Origin of the sequence: Arthrobacter sp. 35W, from assembly GCF_000482545.1 — a bacterium.
GTDB lineage: Bacteria > Actinomycetota > Actinomycetes > Actinomycetales > Micrococcaceae > Specibacter.
This window is the reverse complement of record NZ_KI519454.1, coordinates 2,192,357-2,213,555: the sequence shown is the minus strand read 5'-3', so window position 1 is coordinate 2,213,555 and position 21,199 is coordinate 2,192,357. Positions and strand designations below refer to the sequence as shown.

Annotated in this window: 20 protein-coding genes, 1 tRNA gene and 1 other RNA gene; 10 read left to right on the top strand and 12 right to left on the bottom strand. The window is 66.8% G+C overall.

What is annotated here, in order from left to right; all coding sequences use genetic code 11:
• Positions 1-16 precede the first annotated feature (16 nt).
• Complete coding sequence (locus K254_RS0109825) at positions 17-754, top strand: zinc ribbon domain-containing protein (protein ID WP_026555213.1); 738 nt, start codon at positions 17-19, stop codon at positions 752-754.
• Positions 745-1,188: a VOC family protein gene (locus tag K254_RS0109820; protein ID WP_035749179.1), complete on the top strand. Its 444-nt coding sequence runs from the start codon at positions 745-747 to the stop codon at positions 1,186-1,188. The genes K254_RS0109825 and K254_RS0109820 overlap by 10 nt, the downstream gene beginning before the upstream one ends.
• 23 nt (positions 1,189-1,211) lie before the next feature.
• Here K254_RS0109820 and K254_RS0109815 read toward each other — a convergent pair whose 3' ends face one another.
• A complete protein-coding gene (locus tag K254_RS0109815; protein ID WP_026555211.1) occupies positions 1,212-1,976 on the bottom strand; it encodes a YaaA family protein in 765 nt (254 codons plus the stop codon).
• A 153-nt stretch (positions 1,977-2,129) separates the two neighbouring features.
• Between K254_RS0109815 and K254_RS0109810 the strand changes: the two genes are divergently transcribed.
• Both K254_RS0109810 and rnpB read left to right on the top strand, forming a co-directional pair.
• Entirely contained in the window at positions 2,130-3,596 is a 1,467-nt protein-coding gene (locus K254_RS0109810) for a glyceraldehyde-3-phosphate dehydrogenase (protein ID WP_269209013.1), read from the top strand.
• 14 nt (positions 3,597-3,610) lie between these two features.
• An RNA gene (rnpB, locus tag K254_RS24850) (RNase P RNA component class A) lies at positions 3,611-3,989 on the top strand.
• A 77-nt stretch (positions 3,990-4,066) separates the two neighbouring features.
• Here rnpB and K254_RS0109805 read toward each other — a convergent pair.
• On the bottom strand, positions 4,067-4,327 hold the full coding sequence (locus K254_RS0109805; protein ID WP_026555209.1) for a helix-turn-helix domain-containing protein: 261 nt from the start codon (positions 4,325-4,327) through the stop codon (positions 4,067-4,069).
• A gap of 67 nt (positions 4,328-4,394) precedes the next feature.
• Between K254_RS0109805 and map (K254_RS0109800) the strand changes: the two genes are divergently transcribed.
• The 3 genes from map (K254_RS0109800) to K254_RS0109790 all read left to right on the top strand — a co-directional run bounded on the left by map (K254_RS0109800) (position 4,395) and on the right by K254_RS0109790 (position 6,444).
• Positions 4,395-5,159, top strand: a complete 765-nt coding sequence (gene map, locus K254_RS0109800; RefSeq protein ID WP_026555208.1) for a type I methionyl aminopeptidase — start codon at positions 4,395-4,397, stop codon at positions 5,157-5,159.
• 248 nt (positions 5,160-5,407) lie between these two features.
• On the top strand, positions 5,408-6,199 hold the full coding sequence (locus K254_RS22705; protein ID WP_051389172.1) for an HNH endonuclease family protein: 792 nt from the start codon (positions 5,408-5,410) through the stop codon (positions 6,197-6,199).
• A 56-nt stretch (positions 6,200-6,255) separates the two neighbouring features.
• Positions 6,256-6,444 carry a hypothetical protein gene (locus K254_RS0109790; RefSeq protein ID WP_155848495.1) on the top strand — a complete coding sequence of 63 codons (189 nt, stop codon included), beginning with the start codon at positions 6,256-6,258 and terminating at the stop codon, positions 6,442-6,444.
• Here K254_RS0109790 and K254_RS0109785 read toward each other — a convergent pair.
• The 7 genes from K254_RS0109785 to orn form a co-directional block, all read right to left on the bottom strand.
• Complete coding sequence (locus K254_RS0109785) at positions 6,441-8,048, bottom strand: peptide chain release factor 3 (protein WP_026555206.1); 1,608 nt, start codon at positions 8,046-8,048, stop codon at positions 6,441-6,443. The two genes, K254_RS0109790 and K254_RS0109785, sit on opposite strands and share 4 nt — an antisense overlap.
• A 56-nt stretch (positions 8,049-8,104) precedes the next feature.
• On the bottom strand, positions 8,105-8,947 hold the full coding sequence (locus K254_RS0109780) for an acyltransferase domain-containing protein (protein ID WP_026555205.1): 843 nt from the start codon (positions 8,945-8,947) through the stop codon (positions 8,105-8,107).
• Between the two features lie 58 nt (positions 8,948-9,005).
• Entirely contained in the window at positions 9,006-10,442 is a 1,437-nt protein-coding gene (locus K254_RS0109775) for a sugar porter family MFS transporter (RefSeq protein ID WP_026555204.1), read from the bottom strand.
• 50 nt (positions 10,443-10,492) lie between these two features.
• Positions 10,493-11,065: a peptide deformylase gene (gene def, locus K254_RS0109770; RefSeq protein ID WP_026555203.1), complete on the bottom strand. Its 573-nt coding sequence runs from the start codon at positions 11,063-11,065 to the stop codon at positions 10,493-10,495.
• 31 nt (positions 11,066-11,096) lie between these two features.
• Positions 11,097-12,251, bottom strand: a complete 1,155-nt coding sequence (locus tag K254_RS0109765) for an acyl-CoA dehydrogenase family protein (RefSeq protein WP_026555202.1) — start codon at positions 12,249-12,251, stop codon at positions 11,097-11,099.
• Between the two features lie 161 nt (positions 12,252-12,412).
• Positions 12,413-12,488: transfer RNA gene (locus tag K254_RS0109760), tRNA-His, on the bottom strand.
• Between the two features lie 192 nt (positions 12,489-12,680).
• Positions 12,681-13,277: an oligoribonuclease gene (gene orn / locus K254_RS0109755; protein ID WP_081709998.1), complete on the bottom strand. Its 597-nt coding sequence runs from the start codon at positions 13,275-13,277 to the stop codon at positions 12,681-12,683.
• Between the two features lie 181 nt (positions 13,278-13,458).
• Here orn and mptB (K254_RS0109750) point away from each other — a divergent pair, with 181 nt between their 5' ends.
• The gene (gene mptB / locus K254_RS0109750; RefSeq protein ID WP_026555200.1) at positions 13,459-15,033 is read left to right on the top strand and encodes a polyprenol phosphomannose-dependent alpha 1,6 mannosyltransferase MptB; all 1,575 of its coding nucleotides are present in this window, start codon (positions 13,459-13,461) and stop codon (positions 15,031-15,033) included.
• Between the two features lie 138 nt (positions 15,034-15,171).
• On the opposite strand, the gene K254_RS0109745 is transcribed toward mptB (K254_RS0109750), so the two are convergent.
• Both K254_RS0109745 and K254_RS0109740 read right to left on the bottom strand, forming a co-directional pair.
• Positions 15,172-16,431, bottom strand: a complete 1,260-nt coding sequence (locus K254_RS0109745; RefSeq protein ID WP_026555199.1) for a glycosyltransferase 87 family protein — start codon at positions 16,429-16,431, stop codon at positions 15,172-15,174.
• A gap of 28 nt (positions 16,432-16,459) precedes the next feature.
• Positions 16,460-17,767 (bottom strand): glycosyltransferase 87 family protein, encoded by a 1,308-nt coding sequence (locus K254_RS0109740; RefSeq protein WP_026555198.1) that lies wholly within the window; start codon positions 17,765-17,767, stop codon positions 16,460-16,462.
• A gap of 230 nt (positions 17,768-17,997) precedes the next feature.
• On the opposite strand from K254_RS0109740, the gene mptB (K254_RS0109735) reads away from it, so the two are divergent.
• Positions 17,998-19,605, top strand: coding sequence for a polyprenol phosphomannose-dependent alpha 1,6 mannosyltransferase MptB (mptB, locus tag K254_RS0109735; RefSeq protein ID WP_051389032.1), 1,608 nt, complete (start codon positions 17,998-18,000; stop codon positions 19,603-19,605).
• Between the two features lie 7 nt (positions 19,606-19,612).
• Here the strand turns inward: mptB (K254_RS0109735) and K254_RS0109730 are convergent, their stop codons facing one another.
• Positions 19,613-20,293 carry a DNA alkylation repair protein gene (locus K254_RS0109730; RefSeq protein ID WP_026555196.1) on the bottom strand — a complete coding sequence of 227 codons (681 nt, stop codon included), beginning with the start codon at positions 20,291-20,293 and terminating at the stop codon, positions 19,613-19,615.
• 59 nt (positions 20,294-20,352) lie between these two features.
• Between K254_RS0109730 and map (K254_RS0109725) the strand changes: the two genes are divergently transcribed.
• On the top strand, positions 20,353-21,123 hold the full coding sequence (gene map / locus K254_RS0109725) for a type I methionyl aminopeptidase (protein WP_026555195.1): 771 nt from the start codon (positions 20,353-20,355) through the stop codon (positions 21,121-21,123).
• Positions 21,124-21,199 lie beyond the last annotated feature (76 nt).

Sequence of the window (21,199 nt, the reverse complement as noted above, 5' to 3'; positions counted from 1 at the left end):
CTTCGAGAGGAATTCCATGGCCAAGGCAGCACCCGGCGAGCAGATGCGGCTACTTGAACTGCAGGCGCTGGACGCCAGGCTCAAGTCGCTGGACAACCAGACCAAGGTCCTCAACCAGGACCCGCGCATTGTGGACCTGACGGCGGGGCTGGCCGTGGCCACCAGCGATCTGGTGCTCATCAACACCGAGGTGGCGGATCTGGGCCGCGAGCTGGTCCGGGCCGAGGACGACGTCGCCCAGGTGGCGGCCCGCATTGCCCGCGACGAGGCCAAGCTGAACAGCGGCACCGGCCTGTCCAAGGACCTGGTGGCGCTGCAGTCGGACATCGCCTCGCTGAACAAGCGCCGCTCGGATCTGGAGGACGCCGAGCTTGAGGTCATGGAACGCGGTGACGCCGCGTCGGAGCGCCAGCGCCTCCAGCAGGGCGTGGTGGATGACATCAACGGCTCCTTTGACGGGATCCGTGCCGAGCTCGACGCCGCTCTGGGCACCATCGACGCCGAGCGCCAGAGCACCCTGGCCGAGCGGGCCGCACTGGCCGCGACGTTTGACGCGGCACTGCTGGCCATCTACGACCGCACCCTGGCCAAGTACGGCGTCGGTGCCGCCCGCCTGTTCCACGGCACCTCGGAGGGGTCCGGGATGCAGCTGAGCCCCGGCGACCTCGCGGACATCAAGAAGGCTGCGGACGACGACATCGTGTTCTGCCCCGATTCCGGTGCCATCCTGGTTCGTTCGGCGGAGTGGAACTAACGCCCAACGGGGACGAACCACCTGCCACTCCCGTAGGCCGCCTTCATCACCTGGAAATCTGGGTGATGGACTATCGCCGTGCCAAGGACTCCCTTGGCTGGCTGTTGGAGCGTCTGGGCTATCGGCTGCGCGATGAGTGGGGCGCCGGTCCCCACGGCGGCAGCTGGCGGGGCGCCGGGGAGTACATCGTGCTGGAGGCAGGTCCGGCAGTGGCTGGTCCACACCGCCGTCTTGATTCAGGACTGAACCATCTGGCCTTCCATGCCGGAACGCGGGCCCAGCTGGACGAGCTGGTCCTTGCCGCCGGGGAGCACGGCTGGGAGTTGATGTTCGCGGAAGAGCACCCTTTCGCAGGCGGTGCCGGGCACTATGCGGCCTATCTGCACAACAGTGACGGCTTCGAAATTGAGCTGGTCGCCGACTCTGGGCCGTAGCTCCGCGCTGCAGAGGTGTGGATCTACCCGGGCAGGATGATGTTCAGTGCGTGCGGCTTGCGGGCCGTCCCCGGGACCAGCTCCACGGTCCACCGTTCGCCGGCTGCGGCAGCCAGCTGGGCCGGCGTCGCAGGGGCCTTGCCGCGGCGGATGAGCAGGTGCCGGGCGAGCTCGCCCCGGGTGTGCTTGGCGAAGTGGCTGACCACCGTGCGCTTGCCGTTCTTTTCCGTGAAGACGTTGACGGCCACCGTCTGCCCGGCGGGCGGTGCCCAGGCCGCGGCGTAGGTGGAGGAGCGGCAGTCCACGAGAAGGTGCCCCTCGACGTGCCCGGCCAGGGCCTGGGCCAGCCGTGGCTTCCAATAGCTGGCCAGCTTGCCCAGCTCCGGCAGCCCCACAGACATCGACAATCGGTACGCCGGAATCCTGTCGGCAAAGCCCAGTGCACCCCAGAGGCCGGAGATGACGACGACGGCGTCGTCGGCCTTGCGTTTCTGGGCAGCTGTCATGTCCGCGTAACCCAGGGCGTCATAAAGAACCCCGGAATAGATCTTGTGGGCGGCCTCGGCAGGCTCCACCTGCAGCCTCGTATTGCGGGCCACGTCCTCGCTCAGGGATGCCCCCACACCCAGACGGGCCAGGGCGTCCTCGTGGCCCGAAACATGGGCCAGGGCCGTCAAAACCTCCATGCGGGCGCCTGCCAGCCCGGGAAAATGCAGGTCCTCCAGCGCCACGGGGGCGCCCTTGGCGGCGGGGGTCTTGCCCTCGGAGGGCGGGAGCAGAATAAGCACCACAGAAGCCTACCCGGGTGCGCAGCTGCCGGCGCCGGCGCCCGGGCACTGCCATGTGAGCTGCAACACGTTGGTCCCGTGGGCCAAGTTGGCCGATCTAGAATGGACCATGTGCCCAAACCGACGGTGTTTTGGGCAGGGAAAGGTATTTCAGTGACACTGACCAGCGATGCCGCTCTGGACACATGGATCCAGCGCGAAGCCATGGCCGAAGCAATGATTCCTTTGATCGGCCGACTCTACCGCGACAACAACGTGGTGACCAGCATTCACGGCCGCCGACTCATCAACCAGTCCGTAGTCGGACTCCTCAAGGCCCACCGCTTTGCCCGCCAGATCGACGAGGTTGAACTGCCCGTTGCCGACACCCTGCCGCTGCTGCAGAAGCTTGTCGACCTCAACCTTGGCGCCGCATCCATCGATTTGGCCCGCCTGAGCGCGCTCTACAAGAACAACGCCGACGGCGCCTCCCTGGAGGACTTCCTGCGCAGTGAGCTGGCCGACGTCGTGGACAAGGGCGGCTTCGACGGCCGCACCAGCACCGACGTCGTCCTCTACGGCTTTGGCCGCATCGGCCGCCTGCTGGCCCGCATCCTCATCGAACACTCCGGCGGCGGCCACGGCCTGCGCCTGCGCGCCATCGTGGTCCGCAAGGGCGGCGACATGGACCTCGTCAAGCGCGCCTCGCTGCTGCGCCGCGACTCCGTGCACGGCCCGTTCGAGGGCACCATCACCGTGGACCACGAGAACAACGTGATCCTCGCCAACGGCACCGCCATCCAGGTCATCTACTCGGACAGCCCCGCCACCATCGACTACACGGTCTACGGCATCAACAACGCCCTGATTGTGGACAACACCGGCCGCTGGCGCGATGCCGAGGGCCTGGCCCAGCACCTGCAGAGCAAGGGCGCCGCGCGCGTTCTGCTCACCGCGCCCGGCAAGGGAACGCTGAAGAACATCGTGCACGGCATCAACCACGCCACCATCGAGGACACCGACACCATTGTCACGGCTGCCTCCTGCACCACCAACGCCATCACCCCTGTGCTGAAGGCGCTGAACGACAAGTTCGGCATCGTGCACGGCCACGTGGAGACGGTCCACTCGTTCACCAATGACCAGAACCTGACGGACAACTTCCACAAGGGCGACCGCCGCGGGCGCTCGGCAGCACTGAACATGGTGCTCACCGAAACCGGCGCCGCCAAGGCCGTGGCCAAGGCGCTGCCGGAGCTGGAGGGCAAGCTGACGGGCAACTCCATCCGCGTCCCCACCCCGGATGTGTCCATGGCCATCCTGAACCTGACGCTGGAGAACGCCACCACCAAGGACGAGGTGAACACGTACCTGCGCGATATGTCGCTGAACTCGCCGCTGCGCAAGCAGATCGACTACATCGACTCGCCCGAGGTTGTCTCCACCGACTTCGTGGGCTCCCGCCGCGCCGGCATCGTGGATGGTCTGGCGACCATTTCCACCAACAAGAACCTCGTGCTCTACGTCTGGTACGACAACGAATTCGGCTACAGCTGCCAGGTGGTCCGCGTGATGGAGGAAATGGCGGGCGTGCACCCGCGCGTCTTCCCGCCGTCGGCAAACCTCGTCGGCGCCCGGTAGAGTAGAGAGCTGGATGGGGTGGCTAGGCGGCCGCGCGCCACGCAAGTGGCTCGAGGAACGTCCGGGCTCCGCAGAGCAGGGTGGTGGGTAACGCCCACTCGGGGAAACCCGCAGGCCAGTGCCACAGAGAAGAGACCGCCCCGGACCGCTTGCGGACCGGGGTAAGGGTGAAACGGTGGTGTAAGAGACCACCAGTTCCCTGGGTGACCAGGGAAGCTAGGTAAACCCCACTCGGAGCAAGGCCAGACAGGGCATGATCGAGGGCTGCTCGCCCGAGTGCCCGGGTAGGCCGCTAGAGGGCGTCGGCAACGGCGTTCGTAGATGGATGGCTGCCTCTCGTGCGTGGGCAACTGCGTACGATGACAAAACCCGGCGTATCGGCTGCCCCATCCAACCCTTTTACAAACTGTGTCGCAGTTGATGTCGTTCTGAACGCTCAGAACAACATCAACTGCGACACAGTTTTTTGTTTAAGCCGCCGCTTCAGCCTGGGGGTTGATGGCGGCCCACACCTCGTCGAGGGAGAGGCCGAGCACCGTGGCGAGCGCCGCAATGGTCGAGAAGGCGGGGGTGGCCACGCGGCCCGTCTCGATCTTCCGAAGCGTCTCCGGGGAGATGCCGGCGGCGATGGCGACCTCGAGCATGGACCGGCCGGACCTCGCCTGGCGCAGCAGCGAGCCCAGGAGCTGTCCTCGTTCGATGTCGGCGGGCGTGAGCGGGAGTCTGACCATGGAACCAACTATAGTACCGGTATAGAATTACCGGTATTGTTATTGGGATGTGGAACAGGACGAGCGAATGATTGAGATTTTCAGCCCGGCGGAACTGGAGCGGGCCAAAGTGAGCGGGGTGTTCGTCGCCACGGTGCTGCGGACCCTGCGGGAGCGGGTGGCCGTAGGCACCAACCTGCTGGACATCGACAGGTGGACCGGCGAGATGATTGCCGCGGCGGGCGCCCGCTCCTGCTATGTCGACTACGCCCCATCCTTTGGCCGCGGCCCCTTCGGGCACTTCATCTGCACATCCGTCAACGATGCCGTGCTGCACGGACTGCCCCACGACTACGCTTTGAAGAACGGGGACCTCCTCACCCTCGACTTCGCTGCGTCAGTGCAGGGGATCGTCGCGGACTCCGCCATCAGCTTCGTCGTCGGCGAATCATCCAACCCGTCGGATGCGGCGATGATTGACGCGACCCAGCGGGCCCTCGAGGCCGGCATCGCCGCCGCCACCCCTGGAGCGAGCATCGGGGACATCTCCTATGCCATCGGAACGGTCCTGGCGGCAGCCGGCTATCCGGTCAACACTGACTTCGGCGGGCACGGCGTCGGATCCACGATGCACCAGGATCCGCACATCCCCAACATGGGGCGGCCGGGCCGCGGCTACAAGCTCCGCACCGGGCTGCTGCTGGCCATTGAACCGTGGGTCATGGCGGATACGGCCAGCCTCGCCACGGATGCGGACGGATGGACCCTTCGAAGCGCCACCGGGGCCCGCACCGCCCACAGCGAACACACCATCGCCGTCACCGACGACGGGCCCGTCATCCTCACCAGGTGAACGCCCGGGTTTTGCAAACTGTGTAGCAGTAGGTGCTGCTCAGAGCGCTCAGAACTGGGCCCACGGCGGCGAGGGGCCCGAAGCGAGCTTGCGAGTTTCGGGAGCCGCCGGGGACAACTACTGCTACACAGTTTTATCTGTGGGGGGAGGAACGACGACGGCGGCTGTGGACAAGGCGGGTGGGTGTCGGAGCGCCGTCGTAGACTCATTTCAGTTCCGCGAGTGCAGGCCGAAGGGAAGTGGGTGCCGTGTTCGGAAACCGCCCGCGCCGCCCTCGTCCGCTGCGGCGGTTGGTGATTGCCGTCATCGTCCTGTCACTCCTGGCGGCCATCACCGGCGTCGGCTGGCTTTACGCGGGCGGGTGGATCGGTCCGGGCTCACAGGTGGGCCCGCCGCCCGTGGTGGTGCCCGGGGACGCGGGTCTGGGCAGCCCCGTGAACCGGGTGCAGCCGGCCCAGGCACTGGCCGTCCTGGCTACGCTTGAGGTGAAGGGGCGTGCTCCGAAGACCAACTATGACCGCGCCGCGTTCGGCGAGGCGTGGCTCGACGCGGATGCCAACGGCTGCGACACCCGCAACGATGTGCTCCGGCGCGATCTCCAGGATGCCGCGCTGGTGGCAGGGTCCCGGTGCCTGGTGGCGTCCGGTGCACTGCACGACCCTTACACCGGCACCACCATCGCCTTCACCCGCGGTGCCGACACCAGCGCCGCGGTGCAGATCGACCATGTGGTGGCCCTGGGCAATGCGTGGGCCACCGGCGCCCAGCAGCTCAGCGCGGTGCAGCGGGCGAATCTGGCCAATGATCCTTTGAACCTGCTGGCCGTGGACGGCCCCACCAACCAGGACAAGGGCAGCGGCGATGCGGCCACCTGGCTGCCGCCGGCCAAGGGGTACCGCTGCGCCTATGTGGCGCGGCAGGTGTCGGTCAAGGCCGCGTACAACCTGTGGGTCACGCCGGCCGAACGGGATGCGATGGAACGGATTCTGCGCGGCTGCCCGGGAACCCAAAGCCTGGAATCCGGCTATCCACGGCGCTGATGCGGAACCCGCGCAAGGCTCTGGCGGCAGACGGCAATAAGTGCCATGATGCCGTCATGAGTCCGATCAATTATGTGAACCCGGTCAAGATGGCCCAGGACAATCTGGAGGAGGCCAACCGCCAATTGGCGCAGGCCACCACCGATTTTGCCGCCGGCAGGATCCCCGAGGCGCGCCTGTTGCAGCTTCATGAGCTCAAGGACATCGCCTCGGCCGACCTCGCCCGCGTGGTCAAGGAAAACTAGGACCTCTCGGTGCCGATCGGCACCAGAGAGAGGTCAGGGTTGTTCTTTTCCACCCGGCGCAGTGCCCAGATGTCGTTGAACAGCGCCAGGTACTCGCCGTCGGTGCGCAGCAGCACCTCGGCGCCGTGCACATTGGCCAGCGTTGGCTCGGCCTCCGCCGTCGTCAGGCGGGCCAGCGAATACGGCAGGCGCTCCAGGCGCATCGGTGCGTTGAAGAAGTGCTCCATCCGGTCCTCGACCACCTCGAACTGCATGGGGCCGACGGCAGCAAGCACCGGGGCCTGGTCGCCACGCAGATCCGAGCGCAGCACCTGGATGACACCCTCATGCTCGAGCTGGTCGATGCCGCGGCGGAACTGCTTGTAGCGGCTCGGGTCCTTGGAGCGGGCCACCTGGAAGTGCTCCGGGGCGAACAGCGGGATGGCCGGGTACTCCACCGGGGAATCCAGGAAGAGTGAATCGCCCACGCGCAGCGAGGAGGCGTTCACCAGGCCGACGACGTCGCCCGGGAAGGCCTCGTCGATGACCTCGCGGTCGCGGCCGAAGACCTGCTGGGCGTATTTGGTGGCGAAGGACTTGCCGGTGCGGCCCTGGGTGACCACCATGCCGCGCTCGAAGATGCCGGAGCAGACGCGGATGAAGGCCACGTGGTCGCGGTGGGCCTGGTTCATGCCGGCCTGGACCTTGAAGACGAAGCCGGAGAAGGACGCGTCCACCGGGCGCTTGCCACCGTCGACGTCGGGCCGTGCGGCAGCGGCCGGGGCGTAGTCCACCAGCGCGTCCAGCAGTTCCTTCACACCGAAGTTCAGCGCGGCGGAGGAGAACAGGATGGGGGTGGACTTGCCGGCGTAGAACGCCTCAAGGTCGAAGTCGTCGGGGGAGTCCATCACCAGTCCGGCCTCGTCCACGGCGTCCGTCCAGACATCGCCGAGGGACTCGGCGGCCGCCTCCGGGCTGAAGTATTCCGTCAACGCGATCTGGGCGCCGGCGTTGTTGCGCTGGAACTGCACAAAGCGGTCCTGCTTGAGGTCCCATACGCCGCGGAAGTCGCCGGCAATGCCCACGGCCCAGGTCAGCGGCATCGGCAGCAGGCCCGTGCGCTCGGTGATCTCGTCCATCAGGGCCAGGGCATCAAGGCCCGGGCGGTCCCACTTGTTGATCACGGTGATGATCGGCAGTCCACGCTGGCGGCAGACCTCGAAGAGCTTCATGGTCTGCGTTTCCAGGCCCTTGGCGGCGTCGATGAGCATCACGGCGCAGTCAACAGCTGCCAGCACGCGGTAGGTGTCCTCGGAGAAGTCCGCGTGGCCGGGGGTGTCCAGCAGGTTGATGACGGTGTCGCGGTAGGAGAACTGGAGCGCGGCGGAGCTGATCGAGATGCCGCGGTCCTTTTCCATCTGCTGCCAGTCCGAGACCGTCTCGCGGCGGTTGGACTTGCCGTTGGTGGCGCCGGCGGTGCCGATCACCTTCGCATGCAGGGCCAGGGCCTCGGTGAGCGTGGACTTTCCGGCATCCGGGTGGCTGATCACGGCAAAGGTGCGCCGACGCGCGGCCTGCCCAGTGATCTGGTTGGCGCGGGCGGGGGAGAGGGTCTGCTCGGACACGCTGCTTCTTTCGCTGGTTTACTGCCGTGCCACGGAACGGCACCAAAGCTTCAATTTTAGCGCAGTGCCAGCGCGCCGAATCCGAGCTGCCAGCTGCCCCCGGCGTCGATGCGTTCCAGGACCACGCGCTGGAGCGCCGTTTCGCGGGGCAGCGCGTCCAGATCCTCCATGCTGCGCGTGCGGAAGGTGAAGTAGACGGCATCCGTGGGTTCGTCCCGCGGCGTGCCGTAGGGGGTGAACAGCGCCGCGAACCGGGCGATGTTGCTCGCCGGGTCCAGACGCGGCGCCAGGTAGGGGTCCAGCAGCCAGGATTCGCAATTGGCGTGTGCCACGGGGTGCCCGGGGAAGTGGGCGGCGAAGAATGGGCGGACCATCGCCAGGGAGGCGCCGACGGCGTCGGCGCCCAGGCCGCCGTCCTCGGGGATGTGGACGCCTGCCACCCATTCGCCGGGCTCGACGCCGGGGATGGGCAGAGTGGGCTGGTGGATCAAGTACTGCAGGCGGCCCAGCTGGTAGAGCTGCCCGGCATAGTGGTGGCGAAGCCAACCGTAGGTGTCCATCCCGAAGGTGCCGTGGACGCGGCGGCTGATGGCCATGTTCCGGCCCAGGTCCGCCAGCGTGGCCCGGCTGACGGCGGCGTCGATGCCGCGGGCCTCGTGGAAGCGCAGCAGCTCGGGAGTGAAGCGGAGGTAGGCGGAGATCCAGTCCGCCTGGCTGGCACCGAGCACCGGCAGGGAATCCTCGGCACTGCCCAGACGGGAGGCCAGGAACGCCAGCACCGCCTCGGTGCCGCCACTGGCCGGAGCCGCCAACAGCGCCGCCGCCTCCACCCGGTCCGCGGGCGCAATGCCAGTGGTGTCGAGGAGGGCGGCGGTGTCCAGCGCAGTGGTTTCAGTCATGGCGCCAGCCTACCGAAACCGGCGCTGTTCCAGCACCACAGGTCCCGGGGAGGGGCCGCTAGGACGTGGGGGTTTTGGCCACGAACAGGGTCTCCGCCTGCTCCAACGACATGCCGTTGGTCTCGGGCACCTTGAAGAAGACGAAGAAGAACGACGACGCGGCGAACAGCGCATACATGCCATAGGTCAGCGGCAGCGAGGCGGCCGCCATGACGGGGAAGCTGAGCGTGATGGCGAAGTTCGCGATCCACTGCGCGGCGGCGGCCAGGCCCAGGGCCCGGGCGCGGATCCGCGAGGGGAAGATTTCACCCAGCAGCACCCACACCAGCGGCCCCCAGGAGGCGCCGAAGCTGATGACGAAGACATTGGCGGCAACCAGTGCCACCGGGCCCCACGCGCCGGGGAGCGAGATGTCCGATCCCTCTCCGGTGGCGGAGGCGAAGGCCATCGCCATCGTCGCGAGGGAGACGGCCATGCCGATGGAGCCCGCCAGGAGGATCGGACGGCGGCCGATCCGGTCCACCAGCGCGATGGCCACCAACGTGACGAGGATGTTGGTGACAGAGGTGGCCACGGAGATGGCCAGCGAGCTCTCCTCGCCAAAGCCAACGGCCTTCCACAGCGTGGTGGAGTAGTAGAAGATCACGTTGATGCCGACAAACTGCTGCAGCACCGAGAGGATGATGCCCACCCAGACCACGGGCATCAGGCCGAACGTCCTGCCGCGCAGCGATCCCTTGCGCTCGGCCAGGGAATCCTCGGCGATGGCATCCGTGATTTCACGGATGTAGCGGTCCGTGTCCTCGGCCGGGGCGATGGTGGCAAACACCGCGCGGGCCTGCTCCTCCCTGCCCTTGAAGACGAGGAAGCGCGGGGACTCGGGCAGCGTGAACGCAATGCCACCGTAGACCACCGCCGGGACCACGCCGGCCAGGAACATCCAGCGCCAGGCGTCGATGCCGAACCACAACGGCTCGCCGGCCCCGCCCGCCGTCGTCGCAAAGAGCGCGTCGGAGAGCAGCGCGGCAAAGATGCCCGTGGTGATGGCCAGCTGCTGCAGCGAGGCCAGCCGGCCGCGGACGTGCCGCGGGGAGATTTCGGAGATGTAGGCCGGCGCGATCACCGAAGCCAGGCCGATGCCCAGCCCGCCCACCAGACGCCAGAGGATCAGATCCCACACGCCGAAGGCAAAGCCCGTGCCCAGGGCGCTGGCCAGGAACAGGATGGCACCGAGCTTCATGGCCGGGATGCGGCCGTACTTGTCGGCCACCTTTCCGGCCAGGTAGGCGCCGGCGGCGCAGCCCAGCAGGGCGACGGCGACGGCGAAGCCCGTGACGGCCTCGCTGAGGGCAAATTGGTCCGAGATGGCATCGACGGCGCCGTTGACCACCGAGGAGTCAAAGCCGAACAGGAAGCCGCCGACGGCGCCGGCAACGGCCAGGCCGATGACTCTGCGGGGCACCGTGGCCGAAGGGGTGGATGTGGAAGAAGGCATGGGTGTCCCTAGAGCGGTGAAGAAGGGTGGATCGAGAGGGCCGGACGGGCCTAGTGGCCGAAGGGATCCGGGTCGACACCCGGCAGCCAGGTCAGGCCGGGGATGCCCCAGCCATTGCGCTTGACCATCTTCTGTGCCTTGCGGCCGTAGCGGTTGTTCAAGCGGTCCACGTAGAGCTTGCCGTCCAGGTGGTCGTACTCGTGCTGCATGCAGCGGGCAAACCAGCCCGTGGCCTCGAAGTCCAGCGCGTTCCCGTCGGCATCGAAGCCGCGCACGCGCACCCATTCGGCGCGCTTGAGCGGGAAGCCCTCGCCGGGGACGGAGAGGCAGCCCTCTTCCTCTTCCTCGGGGTCGGGGTCCTTGCCGGAGATCTTGCCGAGCGTCAGCGTGGGGTTGACCAGCACACCGCGGGCGGGCACGTCGTCGTCGTTCTCCATCTGGTAGGTGAAGATCCGCAGGCCCACGCCGATCTGCGGGGCGGCCAGGCCGACGCCGTTGGCGGCGTCCATGGTCTCGAACATGTCCGCAACCAGGGACTTCAGCTCGCCGTCGAAGACGGTGACTTCCTCGGCCCTGCGGTGGAGGACGGGCTCGCCCAGGACTGTGACGGGGTGGATGGTCATGAAGGGATCCTTGAAACTAGGTGCGTGTGGGTCAGCCGGCGATTTCGCGGCCGATGACGTCGCGCATGATCTCGTTGGTGCCGCCGAAGATGGTCAGCAGCCGCGAGGCCAGGAACGCCTGGGCCACCGGGTACTCCAGAATGTAGCCGTAGCCGCCGTGCAGCTGCAGGCAGCGGTCCGTGATGGACTTGACCCGCTCGCTGGCCCAGAGCTTGGCCCGGGCGGCGTCGGTGGCCGAGAGGGTGCCCTCGTTGAACGCGCGGATGGCGTTGTCCACGTAGGCCTCGGTGACCTCCACCTCGGTGAGGATGTCGGCCAGCTCAAAGCGGCTGTTCTGGAAATCGATGATCCGCTCGCCAAAGGCGTTGCGGTCCTTCGTGTACTGCACCGTCTCGGTGTAGATGGCGCGGGCGACGGCGGAGGAGGCGACGGCGATGGCCAGACGGCCCTGGGGGAGCTGGCCGGCCGCGTACTCCAGGCCGCGGCCCACCTCGCCCACCAGATTCGCGCCGGTCACGAGCACGTTGTCGAAGAACAGCTCGGCGGTGTCGGAGGCCTTCAGGCCCATCTTGTCCAGCTGGCTGCCGGTGTTGTAGCCCTCGGTCTTTTCCACCATGAACAGGGAGAAGGAATCCCGGGCGCCGCGTCCGGTGCCGCCGTCCGTGCGGGCCAGCACCAGGGCGCCGTCGCCGGAGATGCCGTTGCCGATGAAGGTCTTCTGGCCGGTGATGCGCCAGTCATCGCCGTCGCGGACGGCCTTGGTGCGGATGCCGCGCAGATCCGAGCCCGCTCCGGGCTCGGTCATCGCGATGGAGGTGACCTTCTCGCCGGAGACCATGCCGGGCAGCCAGGCGGTCTTGAGCTCATCTGAGCCATAGGCCAGCAGGTGGGGGAGGACCATGTCGTCGTGCAGGTGGAAGGCCAGGGCCACGGCGAGGTGGTTGCTCTTGGCGAACTCCTCATCCAGCACGGTGCGGAAGCGGTAGTCGGCCATGCCCATGCCGCCAAATTCCTCCGGCACGGCAAGACCCAGCAGGCCCTGCTCGCCGGCGGCTGTCCACATGGACCGGGGCATCATGTGGGCGGCATCCCACGCGGCGTAGTTAGGGGCGAGTTCGCGGGAGTTGAACTCCGTGGCGACCTCGCGGAACAGTTCGTGGTCTTCGTCAAAAAGATGGCGCTTCATAATGGCTGCTCCTCATGATCCGAATGTCCTGCTGGTTCACCGTGCGGGTGGGATGTGCGCCACTGGACAAGAAACCGGACCGGCACGCAAAAGGCCGCACCGGAAAATTCCAGCGCGGCCTTTGCGTGTCCGGCGCTCTTGCGAGTGATGCCTTCCAACCTTGGGGTGAGATACGGGGGTTGAACCCGCGACCTCCTGGACCACAACCAGGCGCTCTGCCAACTGAGCTAATCCCACCATGTGCCCTTGCATTCCCCGGCGTTTCTTCCGTGGAAAAGGCAACGCAGAAAAGCTTACCGGAAGTTTTGGGGTGCTCGTGACACTTTGGCTGCCACGGGGCCCGTCAGGCCCGTTTCCGGGCCGCTCCGGAAGCCAAAAAACCCGCTGAAATCCCCGTATTTACAGGGATTTCAGCGGGTCCAGGAACTTCTAAAATTTCTTTGCAATCTCTTTTGCCGTGGCCGAATCGGGGCCCGGGGCGGGCACAAACACGGCCTCGCGGTAGTACTTGAGCTCGTTGATCGAGTCCTGGATGTCGCCCAGGGCGCGGTGGCCGCCGTGCTTGGCCGGGGACTGGAAGTAGGCGCGGGCGTACCAGCGGCGCGAGAGCTCCTTGATGGTGGAGACATCAATGACCCGGTAGTGCAGGTGCTCCACGATGGAGGGCATGTCACGGGCCAGGAACATCCTGTCGGTGCCCACCGAGTTGCCGGCCAGCGGTGCCTTGTTGGGATCCGGCACGTGCTCCTGGATGTAGGCCAGCACCTTGGCCTCGGCCTCGGCCATGGTGATGCCGTGGGGGAGCTCGTCAAGGAGTTTGGAGGTGGTGTGCATATCGCGCACAAAGTCGTTCATCTGCGCCAGGGCGGCGGGCTCGGGCTTGATGACGACGTCCACGCCGTCGCCGAGAATGTTCAGCTCGGAGTCCGTGACCAGCGCGGCCACCTCGATGAGCGCGTCATTTTCCAGGTCCAGCCCGGTCATCTCGCAGTCGATCCATACAATGCGTTCATTAGATATAGGCACTGGACAAATGTACCGCCACCATGGCGGTGAGACGCGGATAACACTGTGACGCCGCGGGGAATGGCCGGGGGGTGGCTGCTAAAATGGCGAGGTCGTTGAACCGCCCCGAGGGCCTGTTCCGGCAATGCTGTACCAACGGATCCAAGGGACTTGAACAATCATGACGTCAGGCGGTTTACGCATGGGCACGTCCGAAGATCAGGGACGGGTGGAGGAAGACTCCGCCCGCTCAGAGGCGAGCCCTGCCCCCACCTCTGCACCTGTGGAACCGGCCCGGAAGCCCAAGGCCTACATCGCCATCCTGCAGGGCTTCATCGGCTCCCTAATGATGTTTGCCGGGTCCATCGGTGCTGGCTGGATCGCCAACGGGTCCCCTATGGTCAGGCATCCGCTCGTCATCGCCCTGCGCACCGAGGGCTGGGGCGTCGCCACCTCCACGGTGCTGCTGACGCTGGGCGCCATGCTGCTGGTCCGCTCATGGCTGCGGCTGGGCCAGCGGCTCAAGGACTGGGGCCCCGGCTCCCTGACGTCGGTGGCTGCCGCCGTCGGCGCATGGTCGCTGCCCATGCTCTTCGCGGTGCCCATCTACTCCCGGGATGTCTACGCGTACACCGGCCAGGGCCGGCTGATGCTCGAGGGGAGGGACCCCTACACCGAGGGCATCAGCTCCCTGAGCAACTGGTTCTCGCTGGGGGCGGACCCCACCTGGGCCGAGGCCAAGACGCCCTACGGCCCCTACTTCCTGTGGCTGGCGCGGGCCATCGTCGGCATCACCGGCGCCCAGCCCGATGCCTCGGTGCTGCTGTTCCGGCTGTTGGCCGGCGTCGGCGTGCTGCTGTGTGTCATCTTCGTTCCCCGGCTGGCGGAGCTGCATGGCATCAGCGGCGGCCGCGCCCTGTGGATTGCCGTCGCCAACCCGCTGTTCCTGATCAGCTTCGTGGCCAGCGCCCACAATGACGCCCTGATGGTTGGACTGGCGGTGGCGGGCGTCTACTTTGCCGCCACGGGCCGCCACATCACGGGCATCCTGCTGGTGACGGCGTCCATCGGCATCAAGCCGATCACCATCATTCTGCTGCCGTTCCTGGGCCTCATGTGGGCCGGGGCCGGCGCCACCATGGCGCGCAAGTTCCTCTTCTGGGCGGCGACGGCGGGCATCAGCTTTGGCGTGCTGGTGCTCAGCGGAATTCCGTACCACCTTGGCATCGGCTGGACCTGGGCCATTCTGGATCCGACGCCGGGCTACACGGGCTATTCGCCCTCGGGCTTCCTGGGGCAGCAGGTGGAAAGCCTGGCCAATATGATCGGCCTCCCCGGCGGATCGATCGCCGATTGGCTGCGCACGGGCATGAAATGGTCAGGCATGGCCCTGGTGCTGGTGCTGATGTTCCGCGGCGACTACTCTCACCTGGTGCGCCGGCTGGGGCTGGCGTTTGCCGCCGTCGTCATGCTGTCCCCGATCATCCAGCCCTGGTACATCCTCTGGTTCATTCCGTTCCTCGCCGTGACGGGGATCCGCGACGACTGGCAGATCAAGTCGCTCTACGTCGCCATCACGTTCTTCGTGGTGTTTGGCGCCCAGGACCAGCTCTCCGTCTGGTCCTTCGTGGACCTGCAGGTACAGGTGTCCTCGCTGGCCTACATCGTGGCATTGTCCTTCACCGTGTACCTGCTGGTGCTGGACATCCACACGCGCAGGCTGTTGGTGCAGGGCACGCCCAGCCAATGGTTCAAGCTCCGCAGGCCGCTGTCCTAGGACGGCCTGTGGACTAGTACGGCACCGCAGCCGCACGAGGAAACCACGCCTTAACCAAGAACCGCGCCCCGCCGCCATCCCACAAGGGGAGGGCAGCGGGGCGCGGTAGTCTTTGGCGCGGCTCTTTGGCGGAGCCGGCTAGGCGGAGGCGGCCAGAGCGGCCGGCTTGGCGTTGCGGCCCAGCTCCACCGTCCGCTGGATGGACCACCACAGGAGCACCACCAGCAGCACATTGCGGGTGGTCAGCACCGCCGCCATGATCGGGTTGGCGTGGATCAGCGGCGTGTAGAACAGCGGGTAGATCACGAAGGTGGTTACGGCGATGCCCATCAGCAGCGCGGCGGGCACCTTCCAGCGGTTCCAGTCGTGGGTCAGACCGGCCACCACCACGGGGGCCAGCCAGATGATGAACTGCGGGGAGCCCACCTTGTTGAACACCACGAACGCCGTCGTCATCAGCAAGGCGCCCTCCAGGAACAACTCCTCGCGCTCGGCACCGCGGCGCAGGGCCCAGATGAGCAGGGCTGCGCCGACGGCGGCCGCCAGCACCAGCAGCGGCTGCATCAGGAAGGCCGCCACGGACGCGCCGGGGCCGTAGACCTCCGTGGAGTTGATGGCCACGTTGTCCGCAATCTTCGAGCCGCCCACGTTGAACACGCTCAGCCACACCCAGGGGGTGGAGAACGTGGCCTCAAGCTGCATGCCGCGCTCGCCCTGGTTGGTGAGGAAGTCCAGAATGTGGCTGAATCCACCGGAAACCCAGGTCCCAACGGCGACGACAGCGGTCACCGCCGCGCCCGTGGCCAGCACGGCCAGGCGCTGGCGGCTGGCAATGACGATCGGCAGCAGAACGGCAGCCGGCCACACCTTGATCCAGGTGGCGATGCTCAGCAGCAAGCCCGCCACCACCGGGCGCTCGGCCGCGTATAGCAGGGCAATGAGCACGATGGGGGCCGTGATGCCCTCCACCCGGGCAAAACTGAGGTAGCCCATGAAGACAGTGAAGAACAGCCACCACCACGCCGGGGCGATGCCCTTGGTGCGGCGGGGGCCACGGGTGAGGAACAGCAGCCCCACGGCGTTCAGGGCCGTGATGACAAGCGTCCAGACCAGCAGGTAGACGCTGGGCCCGGCGATGTTGGCCAGGAAGATCGGAATCTGCGCCAGCACCGGGTAGACCCATGGACTGATTTTGCCGTCCAGATCGGCGGGGTTGTAGCCGTCCATGGCCCACTGGCGGTACTGCTCCGTATCGGAGAAGGTGTTGCCGTGGACAAAGAACGTGGCCATCCAGCCCAGAAAGAACAGGTGGACGACGGCGAAACCCCACCAGACGCTGGCGGGCCGGGAAAACCAGTCGATGGCGGCAGGGGGCAGGACCGTGCTGCGGAGGCGGATCAGACGGTCAAAAAACGTTGCAGAAATCTTAGGACTCCTTGGCCGCAAGGTGGGCGCTGGGCTCTTTTTTGCCCAGGAGGAACAGGCGCCGCATGGACCAGCAGAACAGCACCACCAGCAGCACGTTGCGGGTGGTGAGAACCAGCGCCATGAGCGGGTTGTTGTGGCTGAGGGCGTCGTAGAACAGCGGGTAGACGAAGAACGTGGCCACGGCGATGGCAATCAGCATGGTGGCCGGCACCCGCCATTCCTTGAAGTTGTGGGCCAGTCCGACGGCGACGGCGGGGGCCAGCCACACCATGAACTGGGGGGAGCCCACCTTGTTGAACACCACGAAGGCCGTGGCCATGGTCAGGGACCCGGCCAGCAGCAGCTCGGTGCGGTCTGCGCCGCCGGTGCGCTTGCCGTTGTGCAGCGCCCAGAACGTCAGGGCTGCCACGATGATGGCGGCGACAATCAGCAGAGGCTGCATCAGCCAGGACATGAACGCGGTGCCCGGGCCATCCACCTGCATGGAGTTGATGTCGGTGTTCATGTACATGCGCGAATCCCCGATGCCGAGCACGGAGAGCCACAACCACGGTGTGGTGAAGGTGGCCTCGAGCTGCATGCCGCGGTCACCCTGCTGGGTGAGGAAGTCCAGCAGCTTGGGCACGGCGCCCATGGCGGCGGCCAGGCCGACGACGAAGACGGTGGCCAGGACGCCGGAGAGAACCACCTGCACGCGGTTCTTCACTACGGTGAAGAGCGCAAGCATGACGGCGGCCGGCCAGACCTTCATCCAGGTGCCGATGGCCAGCAGGAGGCCGGCGATGAACGGCTGGGCGACGCCGAAGGCCAGGGCGAGGAGCACGATCGGTGCGGTGATGCCGTCCACCCGGGCGAAGCCGAGCCAGCCCATGATGAACACGAACACCAGCCACCACCAGGCGGCGCGGATGGCGTGCTGGCTCCGCCCCCAATCGGTGAGCTTGGCCACGGCCAATCCGTTGAGGATGGTGATCATCAACACCCAGAGGAAGAAGAACGGTCCGGGGCCGGCAATGCCTGCCACGGCCATGGGCATCAGGGCCAGGATCGGGTACACCCAGGGGCTGGGGCCGCCGCTGAGATTGGCGTCATTGAATCCGGCGATGGTCCATTCGCGGTAGATGAAGGTGTCGCTGAAGGCCTCCCCGCGCAGGGAGATGGCCAGCGAGAACACCAAAAACACCAGATGGATGATGATGAAGCCGGCCAGCAGGCCCTTGGGGGAGTTCAGGAAGGCCTCGGCGCGGGCCGGAATGATCCGGCGGCGGAACCGTGTGAGAGCGCTGAAAAATGAGTCCGTGGAAATGGGAGAATCCTTGTCAGATAGGTACAGTCACAGGGCTTCGCCGGGCTGCCGTGGGGCATGCGCCGGCCGGTTCCATCCTATCCCAGCCCCCATTTCCCGCCGTCTGGCCGTGCCGAAACGAACCGGGTCGACACCCGCTGCGGTGCTAAAGTGGCACTATTCCATACCAGATGATCACGACGGCGGGTACTGCCGGCCCAGGGAAGACGCCCGGACAGGACTGCTAATTGATGGTGACCTCAGAGTTGCGCAAGCGCGGAGTGGGGGATTCCTTGGCTGCTCCCAAGGCGCTTCACGGCTCTGATGCACCGGGCGGCGGCGCCGCCAATGGTGCCCGGACGGCCATCCTGCAGGGATTCGTCGGCTCTGTGCTGATGGTCCTTGGCTCGGCGGGTGTTGGTTGGCTGGCCGGCAGCAGCACCCTGATCCGCACCCCGCTGTTCATCATCGCGCGCACCTCGCCCATCGCCGTCATCATCTGCACGGTGCTGCTGTGCGTCGGTGCCCTGCTGCTCCTGCGGTCCTGGCTGCGGCTCGCCCAGCGGATTGGCAGCTGGGATGCCCACTCGCGCCCCGTGCTGATGCGGGCGATGTGGATGTGGTCCCTGCCCATGATGTTCTCCCTGCCGCTGTTCAGCCGCGATTCCTACGCCTACATCGGCCAGGGGCGGCTGATGATGCAGGGGCTTGACCCGTATACGAACGGCATCTCGGCCCTGAACAACTACTATTCGCTGGGGCCGGATACGCTCTGGACCGAGGCGCCCACACCCTACGGCCCCCTGTGGCTTTGGATCGAGCAGGGTGCTGTGGCCATCAGCGGCGGCGTCCCGGAGCTCGCGCTGATCCCGTTCCGGATCGCGGCCCTTGCCGGCGTGGTCCTGCTGGCGGTCTTCGTACCCAAACTGGCTGCCCTGAACGGTGTGAATCCGCACCGCGCGCTGTGGCTGGTGGCGTTGAACCCCGTGGTGCTGATCAACTTCATCGCCAGTGCGCACAACGATTCCCTGATGCTGGGCCTGGTGGTGGCCGGCATCTACTACGCCGCCGTCAAGCGCCCGGTGCTGGGCATCATCCTCATCACGGCCTCGATCGCCATCAAGCCGATCACCCTGATCGCGCTGCCCTTCGCCGGTCTGTTGTGGGCGGGCCACCGGGCGGGCTGGGGCCGGAAGTTCCTGTGCTGGGCGGCGACTCTGGGCATTTCCACGGGGCTGCTGGCCGCCGCCGGGATGGTCAACGGGCTGGGGTTTGGCTGGCTGGGTGCCCTGCAGACCTCCAGCGCGGTGTGGATTTGGTACGCCCCGGTGGGCCTGTTGAGCCATGCCGTGGGCTTGGGTGCATCGCTGTTCGGCGGATCGGGCGATCCCTTCATCGATGTCATCCAGAAGGTCGGCACCGTCCTGTCCATCCTCGCCGTCGTGTGGCTCACGCTGCGCCCGGTCCGCACCGGCCCCTTGGGGCTTGATTTCACGGGCCGGATGGACGGCGGCGCCCTCGGTGAACGCGGCTACGGCACCCTGGTGGTCCGCCGGGCCGCCTGGGCCTTTTCCGCCGTCGTGCTGCTGGCGCCCATGATCCAGCCCTGGTACATGCTGTGGCTGCTGGCCTTCTTCACCGTCACGGGCATCGGCGACGGATGGCAGCTGCGCACGGTGTTCTACCTGACGGCCTTCTTCACCCTGATTGCCCTCACGGACCAGCTGAGCGTTTTCCAGTGGATCCCCATGGAAGTGGTGCGCGGTGTGGCGATCGGCGTCGGGTTCTCCTTCGCCATCTACCTGATGTTCTTCGACAAGAAGACCCACGTCCTGTTCCGGCATCCACGGCGGGTCTGACGGCACCTCAACCCAGGTGCTTCATGGCCTCGCGGGTGGACAGCGGGCTCAGCCGGGAGCGGTTCGCCGCCACATAGGCCAGCACCCACGCCGGGTCGGTGCGGGCGTACTGCCGCAACGACCAGCCGATGGCCTTGCGGACAAAGAACTCGCTCTCGCCCAGATTCGGCTCGACCACCTCCGCCAGCAAAGCGGTGTCGGTGGCCTCCTTGGCGGGCAGCTGGGCAATGATGGCGCTGCGCCGGAACCAGAAATCCTCGTGCACGCTCCAGTTGCGCAGCAGCGGGCCCATCCGCCCGGGGTGTGCCTCCAGCAGCTCCCAGATGCGTCCGGCGATGCCGTCGACGTGGTCCCACCAGGCGCCGGTGGAGATGATCTGCTCGTAGAGCGGCAGGAAGTCCAAATCGCCGCGGGCCAGCTTCTGGTCGGCCAGAAGCGACGCCACGTAGCGCTCCTCCCGGAAGGACGCCTCCCGCCACACCGCCGCCGCCGTGTCCAGCAGCTGCCCGGCACCGCTGAAAGGATGCTCTAGGACCAGTGCCTTGACGGTGCGGCGGAGGATGGGCATCGGCACCCCCAGATACGGCTGGGACGATTTCATGTAGGCCGCCATGCCCGCTGCCTTCTCGGGCAGGGCCGCAGCCGCCAGGGCCGGGCGCAGGGCGTCGAGGAAGGGTTGATTGAGCACCCTGAAAGGCTACTGCGTAAAGTGGACGGCAAGCACAAGACCAACACCAAGGGGCAGCAGTGGGCCAGATCAAGACGCCAGCAGAGATTTCCATTATGCGCGAAGCCGGGCGGGTGGTGGCCAATGCGCTGGCCGCCGTCAAGGCCGCCGCCGCCGTCGGGATGACGCTCAAGGAGCTCGACGCCGTCGCCGCGACGGTGATTGCCGACGCCGGCGCCACCCCGGCCTTCCTGAACTACCACCCGCACTGGGCCAACACGCCGTTCACCGGCACCATCTGCACCTCCGTGAACGATGCCATCATCCACGGCATCCCCACCGACTATGTGCTCGCCGACGGCGATCTGGTCAGCATCGACTGCGGCGCCTTTGTGGATGGCTGGTGCGGCGACGCGGCCATCAGCTTCGTCGTCGGCACGCCCGCTGACGAGGATCTGGCCCTGATCGCGGCCACCGAGGCGGCCCTGGCCCGCGGCATCGAGGCGGCCCGGATCGGCAACAAGATGGGCGACGTGGCCTACGCCATCGGCGGCGAAGCACGCCGCGCCGGCTACAGCATTCTGGCGGACCACGGCGGACACGGCGTCGGCCGCAGCATGCACGAGGAGCCGTCGGTGCCCAACGACGGCCGCCCGGGCCGCGGCATCAAGCTGGAGGAGGGCATGGTGATCGCCATTGAACCCATGCTGATCCTGGGCAAGAAGAAGGACGACTACTACTATGACGACGACGAGTGGACGCTGCGCACCGCCAACGGCCGCCGCGCCGCCCACAGCGAGCACACCATCGCCATCACCGCCGACGGCCCGGTCATCCTCACCCTGCCGTAGCCCGGCCCGCGCTGGTCGAGCGAGGCTGGGACGCAGTTCCCCTTTGATGACGCGTCCACGAATGCGTCCTCAAAGG

Coding starts and splice junctions, on each gene's coding strand:
- K254_RS0109775 (WP_026555204.1), bottom strand. CDS start 10,442: ATGCCTTCTTCCACATCCACCCCTTCGGCCACGGTGCCCCGCAGAGTC.
- mptB (WP_026555200.1), top strand. CDS start 13,459: ATGGGCACGTCCGAAGATCAGGGACGGGTGGAGGAAGACTCCGCCCGC.
- K254_RS0109765 (WP_026555202.1), bottom strand. CDS start 12,251: ATGAAGCGCCATCTTTTTGACGAAGACCACGAACTGTTCCGCGAGGTC.
- map (WP_026555208.1), top strand. CDS start 4,395: ATGATTGAGATTTTCAGCCCGGCGGAACTGGAGCGGGCCAAAGTGAGC.
- K254_RS0109825 (WP_026555213.1), top strand. CDS start 17: ATGGCCAAGGCAGCACCCGGCGAGCAGATGCGGCTACTTGAACTGCAG.
- K254_RS0109780 (WP_026555205.1), bottom strand. CDS start 8,947: ATGACTGAAACCACTGCGCTGGACACCGCCGCCCTCCTCGACACCACT.
- K254_RS0109790 (WP_155848495.1), top strand. CDS start 6,256: ATGAGTCCGATCAATTATGTGAACCCGGTCAAGATGGCCCAGGACAAT.
- def (WP_026555203.1), bottom strand. CDS start 11,065: ATGACCATCCACCCCGTCACAGTCCTGGGCGAGCCCGTCCTCCACCGC.
- mptB (WP_051389032.1), top strand. CDS start 17,998: ATGGTGACCTCAGAGTTGCGCAAGCGCGGAGTGGGGGATTCCTTGGCT.
- K254_RS0109805 (WP_026555209.1), bottom strand. CDS start 4,327: ATGGTCAGACTCCCGCTCACGCCCGCCGACATCGAACGAGGACAGCTC.